At 40.7% G+C, this 14,899-nt stretch carries 11 protein-coding genes; 2 read left to right on the top strand and 9 right to left on the bottom strand.

The window, feature by feature from the left end:
* Positions 1–134: 134 nt before the first annotated feature.
* The 7 genes from ACJQWY_RS03025 to ACJQWY_RS03055 all read right to left on the bottom strand — a co-directional run bounded on the left by ACJQWY_RS03025 (position 135) and on the right by ACJQWY_RS03055 (position 10,371).
* Positions 135–4,709 (bottom strand): PolC-type DNA polymerase III, encoded by a 4,575-nt coding sequence (locus ACJQWY_RS03025; protein WP_407076280.1) that lies wholly within the window; start codon positions 4,707–4,709, stop codon positions 135–137.
* A 9-nt stretch (positions 4,710–4,718) separates the two neighbouring features.
* Positions 4,719–5,351, bottom strand: a complete 633-nt coding sequence (locus ACJQWY_RS03030; protein ID WP_407076281.1) for a DUF1361 domain-containing protein — start codon at positions 5,349–5,351, stop codon at positions 4,719–4,721.
* Between the two features lie 221 nt (positions 5,352–5,572).
* Positions 5,573–7,291, bottom strand: a complete 1,719-nt coding sequence (locus ACJQWY_RS03035; protein ID WP_407076282.1) for a proline--tRNA ligase — start codon at positions 7,289–7,291, stop codon at positions 5,573–5,575.
* 225 nt (positions 7,292–7,516) lie between these two features.
* Positions 7,517–8,317 (bottom strand): phosphatidate cytidylyltransferase, encoded by an 801-nt coding sequence (locus ACJQWY_RS03040; RefSeq protein WP_407076283.1) that lies wholly within the window; start codon positions 8,315–8,317, stop codon positions 7,517–7,519.
* Between the two features lie 22 nt (positions 8,318–8,339).
* Entirely contained in the window at positions 8,340–9,110 is a 771-nt protein-coding gene (locus tag ACJQWY_RS03045; RefSeq protein WP_407076284.1) for an isoprenyl transferase, read from the bottom strand.
* An 11-nt stretch (positions 9,111–9,121) separates the two neighbouring features.
* Entirely contained in the window at positions 9,122–9,952 is an 831-nt protein-coding gene (locus tag ACJQWY_RS03050; protein ID WP_407076285.1) for an HAD-IIB family hydrolase, read from the bottom strand.
* A gap of 5 nt (positions 9,953–9,957) precedes the next feature.
* Positions 9,958–10,371, bottom strand: a complete 414-nt coding sequence (locus ACJQWY_RS03055; RefSeq protein WP_407076286.1) for a GtrA family protein — start codon at positions 10,369–10,371, stop codon at positions 9,958–9,960.
* A 207-nt stretch (positions 10,372–10,578) separates the two neighbouring features.
* On the opposite strand from ACJQWY_RS03055, the gene ACJQWY_RS03060 reads away from it, so the two are divergent.
* Entirely contained in the window at positions 10,579–11,379 is an 801-nt protein-coding gene (locus ACJQWY_RS03060; RefSeq protein WP_407076287.1) for a hypothetical protein, read from the top strand.
* Between the two features lie 49 nt (positions 11,380–11,428).
* On the opposite strand, the gene hpt is transcribed toward ACJQWY_RS03060, so the two are convergent.
* Positions 11,429–11,968, bottom strand: coding sequence for a hypoxanthine phosphoribosyltransferase (gene hpt / locus ACJQWY_RS03065; protein ID WP_407076288.1), 540 nt, complete (start codon positions 11,966–11,968; stop codon positions 11,429–11,431).
* Positions 11,965–13,263, bottom strand: coding sequence for an adenylosuccinate synthase (locus ACJQWY_RS03070; RefSeq protein WP_407076289.1), 1,299 nt, complete (start codon positions 13,261–13,263; stop codon positions 11,965–11,967). Before ACJQWY_RS03070 ends, hpt begins: the two co-directional genes overlap by 4 nt.
* A 268-nt stretch (positions 13,264–13,531) precedes the next feature.
* On the opposite strand from ACJQWY_RS03070, the gene ACJQWY_RS03075 reads away from it, so the two are divergent.
* On the top strand, positions 13,532–14,839 hold the full coding sequence (locus ACJQWY_RS03075) for an NCS2 family permease (RefSeq protein WP_407076290.1): 1,308 nt from the start codon (positions 13,532–13,534) through the stop codon (positions 14,837–14,839).
* The last annotated feature ends 60 nt before the right edge of the window (positions 14,840–14,899 follow it).

The following is a 14,899-nucleotide window of genomic DNA, read 5'->3' on the forward strand; positions in this document are numbered from 1 at the left end:
GAACGTTTTGTTCGTAATCGACTTAATTAATATACAACATCTCCGAATGTTCGTCAACTCCTAATATTAAAAGATTTACCCGAACAATAAAAAAAGGTCGTGAATTTATCATCCACAACCTAAACCATTTCATTTTAAAACAATGCCATTTGATTCTCATCAGACATGCCATCTACCACACCATTATCTTCAAAGAATTGCATTAAACTTTGCGAAACACCACCACGTTTAGCTAAATCTTCTTTAGACAAAAACTCACCTTCTGCTCGGGCTGCGATAATCCGTTTGGCCACGTTATCCCCCAAACTAGGTACCGCATTAAATGGAGCGATCAACCGTTGTCCATCAATAATCCACTCTTCAGAATCCGACTTATACAAGTCAACCATGCCAAAGGTGATTCCACGCTCAGTCGCCTCGTTTGCAATTTCCAAAACAGTAACTAAGTCGCGATCTTTAGCTGAGGCATCCAAACCTTGTGCTTTAATATCTGTGATTCGTGCTTTTAAGGCCTGACCACCACGGGCCATAGTAACAATATCAAAATTGCTAGCCCGTACTGAAAAGTATGCTGCGTAATACAAAATAGGGAAATAAACTTTAAAGTAAGCAATCCGTAAAGCCATTAAAACATAAGCTGCCGCGTGCGCTAAAGGGAACATATACTGAATTTTTTGTAATGATTCAATATACCACTCCTCCACCCCAGCTTCACGCAACTCAGCTTGGTATGCTTCTGACACACCTTTTCCTTTTCGAACTTTTTCCATAATTTGGAAGGCTGATTCAGAATTAACCCCCCAATTGATCAAGTCCGTCATAATTTTATCACGCGTTCCAATCACCGTTGAAATATCAGCTAGGCCTTGTTCAATTAACTCATCCGCATTTCCACGCCACACATCAGTTCCGTGTGAAAGCCCAGAAATTTGAAGAAGGTCTGCATACGTCTTAGGCTTGGTTTCTTGTAACATTCCCCGCACAAACTCAGTCCCAAATTCCGGCACCCCGAGCGTTCCAGTTTTAGAAAAGATATTTTCTGCTTTCACACCTAAAATATCTGGTGATTGGAACAAACTCATCACACCTTCATCATTCATCGGAATCGTCGTTGGATCAATCCCAGACATATCCTGTAAAGCACGAATCATCGTTGGATCATCATGCCCCAAAATATCCATTTTCAAAATGTTATCGTGAATTGAGTGGAAATCAAAGTGCGTTGTTTTCCATTTTGCTTTAACATCATCTGCTGGATATTGAATGGGTGTAAAATCATAAATTTCCATGTCATCGGGCACAATCAAAATTCCGGCAGGATGTTGCCCAGTCGTCCGCTTCACTCCGGTTGATCCCGCTGCTAACCGCTCAATTTCAGCAGTCTTAAAACTTACGACCTCTTCTTCAGATAAATGCACGTCTTCAAGACTAGCAATCCCCAAATCTTTTTGCTTTTGTTTCCGCACAGCTTCGTTTAGATCACGCTCATATGCTTTAACATATCCAAACGCGGTTTTATCTGCCACCGTCGCAATCGTCCCAGCTCGAAAAACATTATTCTCTCCAAACAATGACTTCATATAATTATGCGCAAACGGTTGATAATCACCTGAGAAGTTCAAATCAATATCTGGAACTTTATTTCCCTTAAAGCCCAAGAAAGTTTCAAACGGAATATTATGTCCATCCCCAATCAAAGACGTCTGATCAATTGGCGAATTTTTCAACGGAATCGAGTACCCTGACCCATACATTCGTGGATCTACAAACTCTACATAATCACCAGCTTTACTATAGTAATGTGGTGCCAATGCATTAACTTCCGTAATTCCAACTAAAAGCGCTACCAAAGAAGAACCGACTGATCCTCGCGAACCAACCAGGTATCCATCTTTATTTGATTTAGCAACTAAGCGCTGTGCCACCAGGTAAATCACCGAAAACCCATTCCCAATGATCGAAGTTAGTTCACGTTCAATCCGGGCTTCAATCTGCAAAGGTAAGGGATTACCATACATCTGATGCGCCGTCGCATAAGTTTTAGCCCGAATTTCTTCTTCAGCGTTTGACATATTAGGTGGATAATTGCCAGTCTTGATCGCTTCAACATCGTCAATTTGATTAGCCACCAAATGCGTATTATGCACGACTACCGCTTGTGCTGTTTGCGCCCCAAGAAAGGCAAAATCATCTAACAATTCTTGTGTCGTCCGGAAATGAACCTCCGGCAAGGGATAGCGATTCAACGAATTCGCACCACCTTGAGAGTTTACTAAAATTTTACGATAAATCGCATCTTGCGGATCCAAATAATGAGCATCACCCGTTACCACAACTGGCTTATTTAATTCTGCCCCAATCTGAACCGCATCAGCAATAATTTCATGGAGCCGTTCTTCACCTTTAATCATTTCACGAGCTAGCTCTTGTGAATAGTTACCCGTCGGCTGAATCTCAATATAATCATAAAATTCAGCTACTTTCTTTGCTGCTGCTGGACCTTTACGTTCCAAAGTTTCAAAGAACTCACCACTCGCATCACCAGTTCCAACTAAAAGTCCTTCTCGATAGTTTTCCAAAACAGCCCGAGGCGTTTTAGGCACGCGATCCAAATAATCCACATTCGCCGCTGAAATCATTTTATATAGGTTCTTAACCCCTACCTGATTTTTCACCAAAACCATCGCATGCATCGGACGTCCACGTCGCCATGGTTCACCCTCTGTGATATGTTGATTTAAATCCAGGGCCGTCTTAACACCATACCGTTCTGCAGCATCTTGGATTAATTTTCGTGCCACTTGTCCCGTTGCCGTCGCGTCGTAAATCGCATTATGCGCGTGATCTAAAGGAATGCCTAATTTTTTAGCCAAAGTACTTAACGTAAAACGTCGCATTTCTGGATGTAAAAAGCGCGCCAAAGGTAACGTATCAATAACTACACTCTCAACTTGGGGCATCCCCAATCGTTGATAAGTGATATTTAACATTGGAATATCAAAATCAATCACGTTATGCCCAACTAAAATCGCATCACCACAGAAAGCCTTAAAATCAGCAAAAACTTCAGCCTCATCCCGCGCATTTTCTAACATTGCATCAGTAATATGCGTAATTTCCATAATAATCGGGCGCAAAGGTTCATGCGGATTCACATATTCGTTAAATTCACCAATCACATTTCCGCGTTGCATCTTCACCGCAGATAATTGAATTACCTTATCATAGCGAGGCGCTAATCCGGTCGTCTCCACGTCAAAAGAAACATATTCAGCCGTATCTAAAATTTGATCATCGGGATTTAGCGCAAAGGGCGTCGAATCATCCACTAAATTTAACTCTAAGCCATAAATCATCTTAAAATGTTTTTGCTTTTTTAATTTAAAATCAGCAAATGCATCTGCTTCATCCTGTAACAACTGTTTCACTGCTGCGTCATCGTTTGGATCAATGGCATGTTCGTGCACAAATTGTTTTTCCGCTTGTTTTTGATATTTTTGATTAATTTTTTTAGCTGCACCTGCTGCCTCAGGGAAAGCTTGTGCGCCCGCAGTATCAGTTACCGCTAAAGCCGGCATACCCCAACCGGCTGCTGTTTGCACATAATCACTAATTCCATTGGTCGCGTCCATGGTCGACATCAACGAATGAACGTGTAGATCAACCCGCTTTTCGGCACCTGGATAAGAATCTTTCCGTGCTTTCTTACCTGGAATCATCTCGATATCACGAAACATCATCGTTAAATCATGCGTAAATGAATCTTCACGGATATTACCGCGAACACGGTACCAACCACCATTCTTCAAATCTTGTAACCATGGTTCTTCCGCTTCTTGATTTAAAAACTTTTTCAAGACAAACGAATCAGTATAGTCCGACATTTTTAAAATGGCGAGTTTCCGACCGTTACGTAATTCCCGAATCTCACTATCAAAAACATAACCTTCAAAAGTTACCAAATCGGCTTCCATGTGTACATCAGTCATTCGCGTGACCACAACGTTATTAGGGATTCCCTTGCCAATCGCCTGATTCGTAACCTTAGAGCGCATATGGCTCTTTTGCCGGTCTTCCGCTTTTTCCACCGCTTGCTGATGCTTACGCGCATTCGCTTGATATTCTGCCATCTGCGCTTGCGCTTTTTGGGCCAAAGCAGCTTCGTCTTCAGCACGTTGCCGTTGTCCCGCTGCCATCGACGCCTGTACTAAATCTTGATCTAAAACTAATTGAAATGGTACGGGTGCCGTAACGCCTAAACTTTGAATTTGTTCTTTAATTAATTGCATCCCTGTATTCTGCGCATATTGTAACCATGGCGTTGAATTAAATTTCAAAATAATTGCCTGATCCGTAAGTTCCGCTTGGACATTTTGAAACGCCGGACGAAAGGCGCCCTGATCATTTTGATGCTGCGCTAAAATCCAAGGCCAATAGGCATAAATTTCGGCGAGCTGCGGTTGACTTTGTAAATTAAACTGCCAACTGGTCTGCGCAATCATTTCAAATTCACGTTGTAACCGTTGGCTAAAAGCTACTGTTTCAGCAACTTTAGGTAATTCTGACAATCCAATTTGAAATTGCCATATCTTTGACTGTTCATGCACAACCAAGCGTTCTAATTCCGCTTGTTGGAAACCATCAGGAATATTTTCAAATTTTAACTGTTGCGCCAAAACTCGAAATTGTTCTGCTGCATTTAATCCCATGTGTTCCTCCTAACTTTGTCGACTTTGCCAAATAATATGAAATGTCAGCATAATAAATAACTGGGCCACCATAAAGCTTAAAACAAAGACTTTAAAATCGGCCGTCAATAACCAGCTGTGTTGACGAACAACGGCCAATGGGTTGGCTAACAAATCCCATGAATTTAATCGAGCAAAGCGCCCAATATACATTGCCGTTGCCGAAATTCCACTCATACCAATATAAAAAAGCACCTGTAAATACCACTTATGTAAAAAGTTAATTGAATCAGCAATCACTTCTAAACTGATTAATCCAATTAAAATTCCCATTATGATTCCAGCACATAAAATCCCGTAATTCATATATTGAATACCCGTTGCCAAAGCGGTTCCAATGGCAGATAAGTGACTAAAATCAGTTAATAAATACATCGCATTGGGGAAGAAAATCAGCCAGAGAACAAACATCACTAACGCCATCACTTTATGCTGTTGCTGTTTCATTTGCTGATATATCAAAGCAAAGTCTAACGGCAGCAAAGCTAAAAAGACATTCCAAATTAAAAAATCAAAGCGCGAAGGTACGACATAGACCATCGCCCAAAATAAAATTACCAACAGATGCAAACCACCTACTAAATATTTTTCTGATTTCTTCATAAAATACCACCATTATTAAATTCATCATGTCTCTTTAGATAACTATCATACCATAATCATTAACATGCCAACACGTGTTTCAAACAATCAAGTTGTCTGTCCCAATATCTCATAAATTTAAAAATTCAAATTAAAAAGAACACCATAAATCTAATGAATTACGGCATTCCAATTAATAAATAATTAACCATCACATCTACTCGGTTAAATGGTCATTAAGACTATTGTTCATCTTCAGCTGGGTGTAATAAAATGGCCACAGTTTCATTTAATTCTTCAACCCGTACTTCAATGGCCTCTTCAGCCGTCCGCACCTTGACTTCAATAATTCCTTCTGCAGCTTTCTTTCCAACCGTCACACGGATTGGCAAACCAATCAAATCTGAATCAGCGAATTTAACTCCTGGACGCTCATTGCGATCATCTAAGAGCACTTCATAACCCGCCGCCGTCAATTGAGCATAAATTTGATCAGCCAAAGCGCCTTGTTCGGCATTAGTGTACTTAATCGGTACCAAATGAACATCCCAAGGAGCAATTGCCTTGGGCCAAACGAGCCCATGTTCATCAGCATTTTGCTCAGCAATCGCTGACAATAAACGTGAAACCCCGATTCCATATGAGCCCATAATGATGTCTTGTTGACGCCCATTAGCATCCAAAACTTGTGCGCCCAACGCCTTAGAGTAGCGAGTCCCAAGCTTGAAGATGTGTCCAATTTCAATCCCCTTAGTAAAGACCAAGTGACCTTGACCATCAATAGTTGGATTACCTTCTAGAGCAACTCGAATATCTGCTACTTCATCAATTCTAAAGTCCCGATCAATATTAGCGTTCAAATAATGGAACCCTGATTCATTAGCCCCCACGGCCACATTAACCATATCTTGAACCCACTCATCAGCAATAATTTTAACATCTTCACCAACACCCACGGGTCCAAGTGAACCAAATGTAGCTCCCAACAATTGTTGAACTTCTTGTTCGGTCGCCATCCGCAATTCAGTTGCTCCAGTAATATGGGTCACTTTCACTTCATTAACTTCATAATCGCCACGTACTAGCAACATCACGGGTTGATCATCAGCCATCATCAAAATCGTTTTCACTAATTGTTGTGGTTCACGTTTCAAATATTGCGCTAATTCATCAATAGTTTTCACTTCAGGTGTCGCAATTTTCTCAAGCTCACCCATTGGCGCATGTGACTTATCTGACGTGTATAGGTCCTTGGCCATTTCTAGATTGGCAGCATAATCCGATTGGTCAGAATAAGCAATAATATCTTCACCCGCACTGGCAGGCGCTGAGAATTCCTTTGAGTCCGATCCACCCATGGCACCAGCATCACCCACAATGACTCGATAATTCACGCCAACGCGATCAAAAATATTAATATACGCTTGTTCCATCTGCTTATAAGCTTCATCTAAACCAGCTTGATCAACTGAAAATGAATAAGCATCCTTCATGATAAACTCACGTCCCCGAAGCAGACCTGAACGTGGGCGCCGTTCGTCACGTAACTTATTTTGAATTTGATAAACCGTCAGCGGCAACCGTTTATAAGATTTAATATCATCCCGAATTAATGAAGTCATTAATTCCTCATGTGTAGGCGCTAAAATCATATTCCGTTCATGCCGATTTTGTAATTTAAACAAATCCGGACCATAGCTTTCATAACGTCCTGATTCTTGCCATAATTCAGCAGGCAACAACGTTGGTGCCAACATTTCAATTGCATCAATGTGTTCCATTTCTTCGCGAATGATGGTCTCAACCTTTTGGAGTACCCGCTGCGCTAATGGCAAATAGGCGTAGACTCCAGCTGAAACGGGCCGAATATATCCAGCACGTAACATCATTTGATGTGAGATTACCTCCGCATCAGCGGGCGCTTCCCGCAATGTTGGAATGAACACTTTTGATTGTTTCATAATTACCTTCCCTCTGCTTCACTAACTAGCATTTTGCTTTAGCCATATTTTACCATATCCCACCAGCCCTTGCTGAAGAACTTCCTGGCGTCAACAGGTCCCACGGCTACAAGTCGCTAAGCGCAATTGTCCGAAAATATGATTTTAAATATCAGTATTTTCAAAGATATTAAAAAGCTATGAATTGGAAAGCATCCTCGTTCATAGCTTCTCATATCACTAACATTACCGCATACCACCTAATAGATATAGTAGGGGCATCACAATTAACATTGAATCAAAACGGTCTAAAATTCCACCGTGTCCTGGTAAGATACTTCCCGAATCTTTAACTTTATAATAACGCTTCAATCCAGATTCAATCAAATCGCCAAACTGTCCAGCGACTGATAAAATCAAAATCAAGCCTAACATAATTGGTAAACTATAAGCTTGTGGGAAAAAGTAAACATAAATCCCCATAATTACAATCGTTGCAAGCGTTCCTCCGACTGAGCCTTCCACTGTTTTATTGGGACTTAAACGAGGAGCCAACGGCGTTTTACCAATTTTACGACCAATCATATACGCTCCAGAATCAGTCAGCCAAACAATCAACATGGCAAAGAAAATCACACTCAAACCAGCCGTCCGGGCTTGAACTAGGAAATGGAACCCCATTCCGATATACATCATTGCTAAGGTAAAGACCCCCGCATCTTCAAAACTAAACTGGTTCTTGCTGATCACGGTATGGAATAACATTAATAAGATAAATACATATAATAATGATGAATAACTTAATTCACCTGGCAAATATTGATCCCATTGTTGCCAAGTTGATGAAGGCAAAGTCATACATACTACTCCCAACATCGAAATAATGGCTTCAAATGAAACTAATAATTTTTTACGCATTAAAATAATTTCACTCATGGCGATGATGGCCAACACAGCCCCCATGATATCTAACCAAATTCCACCAGCTAAGACGGTGGGAATAAAAATCAATAAGGCCACAATCGCCGTAATCACTCGTGTTCGCATAACACTCTCCTCAAATATTTAATTAACTTTCTTTAATTCCACCAAAACGGCGATCCCGCTTTTGATAAATTAAAATCGCTTCTTTTAAAGCCTCAGCTGTCATATCAGGCCAGTGCTGGGGCAAAAAGACAAATTCACTATATGCCAATTGCCACAGCAAAAAATTCGAAATTCGCTCTTCACCACTAGTTCGAATTAAGAGGTCCGGATTCTGATGTGGGCTCAAATCAGCCGTCATCAAATTTTGATCGATCAACGTTTCGCTAATATCAGAGACTTGTAGCTTGCCATCCGCAACCTGTTGAGCAATTGTTTGAATTCCCGTCACGATTTCGGCTCGTCCACCATAATTTAAGGCGAAATTTAAAACCATTCCCGTATTTTGAGCCGTTTTTGCCATCGCATCTTGTACGGCTTTTTGTGTTTCACTCGGTAATTGATCTATGTACCCCATCACATTTACCCGGACATTATTAGCAATCAATTCAGGCACAAAGGTATCAAAAAATTTGGTCGGTAAGCCCATTAAGAATGTCACTTCACTCGCCGGCCGCTTCCAATTTTCCGTGGAAAACGCATAGACAGTTAAGACTTTGACTCCTAAATCACTCGCCGCTTTCGTGATTGTCTTAACAACCTCCATCCCCCGCTGATGTCCAGCAATCCGAGGTAGGCCTTTTGCTTTCGCCCAACGGCCATTCCCGTCCATAATAATAGCGATATGTTGTGGCATTAGATCAGCTCGTAAGGTTTCAGAAGCTGGCTCGCTGGCTGCTTTTTTATTAAAAAACATGCGCTATCCTCCTACTTCTTTTGATTTTCTTGCTCAATTAATCGTTCAATAGTTGCTAGCACTCCATCGTGTTCGTTATCAGCCACAGCTGTTGCTGGAATACGTTCATGCATGAACGCTTCAGCATTTGGCATTACATATGGGTGACCCACATACCGTAACATCTCCAAATCATTGCTATTATCACCAAACGCTGCCATTTCATCGGGCTGAATACCATAAATATCACTTAACGCTTTTAACCCGGTACTCTTATCGGTATGCGCCGCCAAAATTGACACTGATCCAAAACCAGATCCCGTCGTATGTAGTTCTTCGCCAAATGTTTGCCGAAGCTCTTTGACATATTCTTTAACATTGGCATTCTCGGGCCAGATTAATTCCATGACCAAAATATCATCATCAACTTCAACTAACTTATCAACTTGTTCCACACGCGGATAAAATTGACTAACCGCTTGAATCATTTCAGGCGTGGCATGATTAGAAACATAAGCCGCTTTAGCCCCAGAAAGGATAATCAAGTTTTCCATTTTCGCTTTCGTTGAAGCATTCCAATCGACCACTTTTTTGATTTGTGTTTTAGAGACCGGCCGTTCATATAAAATATCTTCATTATCAGAAACCATGGCACCATTACTAGAAATATATAATAGGCGTGTTGGATCGACGGAAGAAAAATACTGTTTAATTTGATCCAGATGATTCCCCGTTGCGACCACCAATTTCATCTCTAAAGCATCCATTTGATCTAACAAAGCGGTAAAGCGTTGATAATCAAATCTTTTGCTGTTGTTTAATAAAGTACCATCTAAATCAGTTGCTACTAATTTAACTGTCATACCATTTACTCCTTACCTTTAAAAATAAACCACTTACTCAATGCATAATTGGCAATAATGACAAAAATATTTTGAATAATATTCCAGATAAAATCATTTTGGTGTAACACGCCCACACCCAGCCCCATAATCGCTGATCCCAACAGACCAGTTAACAACCGAGCCAAATAAAAATTGAACGTCTCTCGTAAAATCGCTAAAAATCCTTGCGCTTGAGAGCGAAAGACCCAGTGCCGGTTAGTTAAATACGCAAACAAAACTGATAAAAACCAAGCACTCCAATAGGCCAATTGGTACGGCCATGCCATCAAATGCAAGGCTCCATAGACAATAATACTCACGAGTGTCGTCAAAACCCCAAAGACTAAATAGATGATTTGTTCCCGATATTTAATTAACAATTGTTCTACCTTTGTCAAAAATTTTTCCTGCCTTATCTCCATTTTTTGAATTTATGACAACTTACCCCATAATTCTATATTTTTTAATTGTACCATTGAATGCATATGGATAACACTCTCGACCTTTCTAAAATTTCTCATAAGGAACAACTTATCCCAATCTTTTCGAGTATAATAAAGAAGATTAGTATTAATTAAAAAAATCAATATTTTAAAGGATTCATCATGCCAAACACAACAAATTCAGCCGGCAATCCTCAAACCGGCCACATCAATCAACCAAAACAGTCCCTTCGTACAAACAAATCCATCAACTGGAAAACTATTTGGATTGCTCCGACCCTTTCGTGCATTGCTCAAATTTTAATCTGGTGGACATACCCGCTGATTTACTCTAAGCAATTAAGTGCTGGACAATGGCAAAACAATCCCTGGTTGATGACCTACTCCATTTTTCTCGCATTAGCCATCTATTACACTTTTAACGATGCTTTTAAAGGGTGGCGCCACTATCTATTGCTCCTCGTCCCCCTCTTCTTGTTATATTTTTTATATCACGAGGTTACAATTCAACAATTTATTTTGCTCTTTCTAATGCCCATATCCCTTATCTTATTCCATTTCAAATGGCTTAATTTACAAAATATTTTTGGCTTAATTTTGTATTCAGGCATCTCAACCCTTTCGATGCCAGTCGTCATCTTTTATCAACAGAACACTTTCTTAACTAAGCCATTCCTGCTTAGTTTACTTCCACTACTGTTAAGCTATCTATTTTATATGAGTATTATTTTCGTACCTAAAGGTAAAAAGAAGCGCATGACCGCCCTCACTTTTGGCGTCATGTTATTATTAAATACCCTCTCATTACCTTGGAACATCTGGACATTTTTAGCAATTATCATTATCGTCTTTACTTGGATGGTCCTCATTAACTTAGATTTGAAACAAAAATTTCGGATGAGCTTCTTTAGTATTTTACAAGCCATCACTGTTTTATTAATCTTTTTACAACAATCACGTTAAACCACAAAAGGTCGCTAAGATTTTAAACATCTTAGCGACCTTTTATATTTTAAATTTCCACTAAATCTAACGTTGCGATATAATTCAAATTTCTAAAATGCTCATTATAATCCATCCCATAACCAACTAAGAAATCGTCTGGTGCGCTTGCTCCGATATAATCAACGGGGAAAGTAATCTGATGAGTTTGGCGTTTATCAAAAGCCACCGCAATTTTCACTGTTTTAGCTCCCCGCGCTTGAAGTAATTCTTTCAACCACACTAACGTCAAGCCGCTGTCAATCACTTCATCAAGTAAGATGACCGTTTTACCCGTTACATCTAAGCGTAAATCATCTAATAAAGTTACTTCGCCCGTTGAACCATCATTCAAATAGCTACCAACCCGCAAGTAATCCATTTGTACATCGCCACCAATTGCGCGTAACAAATCGCCCATCCAAAGGTAGGCCCCCTTCATTACACCGACAAAAATCACCTCCGATAACTGATCTGCATAATCTTTTTGAATTTCAGCGGCCACCCGCGCAACCATTTGACTAATTTGGTCAGCGGTGAAAACTGTTGTTCCTAATTGCGCTCGTTTCATGCTTCTGCTGCCTTCCATAAATCAAATAATGCATGGGTTTGCTCTTTGGCTGGGCCAACCGCAAAGGTATAAAGTGGCACCCCAACTAACGTCTCAACCCGTTGTAAATAACGTTTTGCATTCTCTGGCAAATCAACCCGCTTTGTAATTCCACTAAGATCTTCATTCCACCCAGGTAACTCTTCATAGATAGGTTCTACACGTTTTAAATCACGCATCGATGCTGGATAATTTTCAATTCGTTTTCCATCTAACTGATAAGCCACTGCAATTTTAATAGTCGGTAAACCTGAAAGCACGTCCAATGAATTCAAAGCTAAATCGGTGAACCCACCAATTCGGGCCGCATGTCGCATAATAACGGTGTCTAGCCAACCAATTCGGCGCGGGCGACCAGTTACAACCCCATATTCATGAGCAACTTCCCGAATATGATTACCCGTGGCATCAAATAATTCTGTGGGGAAAGGACCGTCTCCAACCCGTGAAGTATATGCCTTCATCACTCCGACCACCCGTTGAATTGCGGTTGGTCCGACACCACTTCCAATCGTTGCACCGCCACCAACTGGTGAAGATGACGTTACATATGGGTAGGTTCCCTGATCAAGATCTAACATCGCTCCTTGTGCACCTTCAAATAAAATTCGTTGTTGCTTCTGCGCTGCCGTGTTAATTAACGCAGCTGTATCCATAATATAGGGCTCCAACTTTTTTCCATATTCTAAGTATTCTTTCAGCAAGGGTTCTAACGCAAGTGGGGCATGATGATAAATTTTTTCTAAAATTTCATTCTTTTCAGCCAAAACATAACTAAGTTTCGACCGCAATTCAGCTTCATCCAGCAAATCAATCATCCGAATCCCAATGCGTGCCACTTTATCCATGTAAGCGGGGCCGATTCCCTTACCAGTCGTCCCAATCTTTTGGTCACCCTTTTTTTCATCAGCAAGTTGATCTAATAACTGATGATAAGGAAAAATAACATGCGCGCGATCAGAAATTCGTAAGTTGTCAGTTGGCACCCCTTCTTGTTGCAATACCGCTGCCTCAGCCAAAAGCGCCTTAGGGTTAACCACCGTTCCATTGCCTAAAACAGCTAACTTATCCGCCGCAAAGATTCCCGATGGTATCGCTGAAAGTTCGAACTTGTGGTCCTCAACGTAAATGGTATGTCCCGCGTTATTCCCCCCTTGATAACGAACTACCATATCGGCATCTGCTGCCAATAAGTTAGTTAACTTTCCTTTACCCTCGTCACCCCATTGACTACCAACTACTACAATTCCTGCCATGTTGATGTTAACCTCCTGGTTTTAAACCCATTACTAAGATAATGTTCGTATTTTCATTCGTTTGCAAACTTTTACTTAAATATCTTAGCAATTAATTCGGAAATTGGCAATTTTTTTGCATCACCATTAAGCGATTGGCGTAATTATCACATGTTTTATTTGAATTATCTAAAAATAGTTCGGTTTTTACGCTTGACGAAATTTAAAATTCAAGGCATAATTAGAGCCGTTGTTAAAACATTATCTATTATTTTGAGGAGCAGATCATATGTCTTTTATCAATCGGTATTTTCATTTAAATGAACTACATACCACCCACCAGCGCGAATTTGTCGCTGGTTTGACCACTTTCGTAGCCATGGCGTATATTTTATTCGTCAATCCTACCATTCTAAGTGCGTCGGGGATGGACAAAGGTGCTATTTTCACAGCAACAGGTTTAACTGCCGCAATTGCTACTATTTTTATGGGCATCTTCGCCAACTACCCCATCGCTATCGCCCCTGAATTAGGAATTAACGCCTTCTTTTCATATTCCGTGGTCATTGGCATGGGTATTCCGTGGGAAACAGCTTTAGCTGGCGTCTTAGTTGCCGCTTTAATGTTCTTACTACTCACATTATTTAAAGTCCGCGAAAAAATCATCAATCTAATTCCTCAAGACTTAAAAGTGGCGATTGCAGCCGGAATTGGTCTCTTCATCGCTTTTATCGGGCTGCACGAAGCCGGACTAATCGTGGGTAACTCCGAAACGATGGTTTCTTTGGGCCACCTCTCATCGGGAACCTCCCTCTTAGCCATCTTTGGAATTATCATCACTTTTGTGTTAATGTCACGAAATATTCCCGCGGCCATTTTCATTGGGATGATCTTAACTTCAATCGTCGGAATCATTTTTGGTCAAATCGATCTTCCAACTAGCATTTTGGCACCTGCACCATCTTTGGCGCCTACGTTTGGGGTTGCACTTAAGCATTTAGGCGACATTAATTCTCTACAATTAGTCACCGTCGTGCTAACTTTCTTATTAGTTACTTTCTTTGATACCGCCGGAACGATGATCGGGTTAGCAACCCAAGCCGGCTTTATGAAAAATAATGAGATGCCACGTTTAGGTAAAGCTTTAGGGGCGGACGCTTTGGGAATGACCTTAGGTGCAGTCTTAGGAACCTCACCCGCTTCAGCCTTTGTCGAATCTTCAGCTGGAATCGCAGTCGGTGGTCGTTCAGGCCTAACTTCCGTTTATACAGGAATTATGTTCTTCATTGCTTTGTTATTTTCACCCCTACTTACGGTGGTGACACCCCAAGTCACTTCAGCGGCACTAGTCGTTGTTGGAGTCTTAATGGCTCGTAACTTAAAAGATGTTAATTGGCATGACTTCGCAATCGCCGCTCCAGCCTTTCTAATTGTCATCGGTATGCCATTAACTTACTCAATCTCTGATGGAATTGCCTTAGGATTCATTCTCTATCCAATTACCATGATTGCGACCAAGCGCGCGAAAGATGTCCCTTGGATGATGTATGTACTTGGTTTTGTTTTCTTAATCTATCTATTCATCATCGCCCACTAAATGCAATAATATTTTGAACAAATTAAAAATGCGATTGGATTAAATCCAACCGCATTTTTT

Origin of the sequence: Weissella kandleri, from assembly GCF_045504165.1 — a bacterium.
In the GTDB taxonomy this organism is placed as follows: domain Bacteria; phylum Bacillota; class Bacilli; order Lactobacillales; family Lactobacillaceae; genus Weissella; species Weissella kandleri_A.

Coding starts and splice junctions, on each gene's coding strand:
- ACJQWY_RS03025 (WP_407076280.1), bottom strand. CDS start 4,709: ATGGGATTAAATGCAGCAGAACAATTTCGAGTTTTGGCGCAACAGTTA.
- ACJQWY_RS03030 (WP_407076281.1), bottom strand. CDS start 5,351: ATGAAGAAATCAGAAAAATATTTAGTAGGTGGTTTGCATCTGTTGGTA.
- ACJQWY_RS03035 (WP_407076282.1), bottom strand. CDS start 7,291: ATGAAACAATCAAAAGTGTTCATTCCAACATTGCGGGAAGCGCCCGCT.
- ACJQWY_RS03040 (WP_407076283.1), bottom strand. CDS start 8,317: ATGCGAACACGAGTGATTACGGCGATTGTGGCCTTATTGATTTTTATT.
- ACJQWY_RS03045 (WP_407076284.1), bottom strand. CDS start 9,110: ATGTTTTTTAATAAAAAAGCAGCCAGCGAGCCAGCTTCTGAAACCTTA.
- ACJQWY_RS03050 (WP_407076285.1), bottom strand. CDS start 9,952: ATGACAGTTAAATTAGTAGCAACTGATTTAGATGGTACTTTATTAAAC.
- ACJQWY_RS03060 (WP_407076287.1), top strand. CDS start 10,579: ATGCCAAACACAACAAATTCAGCCGGCAATCCTCAAACCGGCCACATC.
- hpt (WP_407076288.1), bottom strand. CDS start 11,968: ATGAAACGAGCGCAATTAGGAACAACAGTTTTCACCGCTGACCAAATT.
- ACJQWY_RS03070 (WP_407076289.1), bottom strand. CDS start 13,263: ATGGCAGGAATTGTAGTAGTTGGTAGTCAATGGGGTGACGAGGGTAAA.
- ACJQWY_RS03075 (WP_407076290.1), top strand. CDS start 13,532: ATGTCTTTTATCAATCGGTATTTTCATTTAAATGAACTACATACCACC.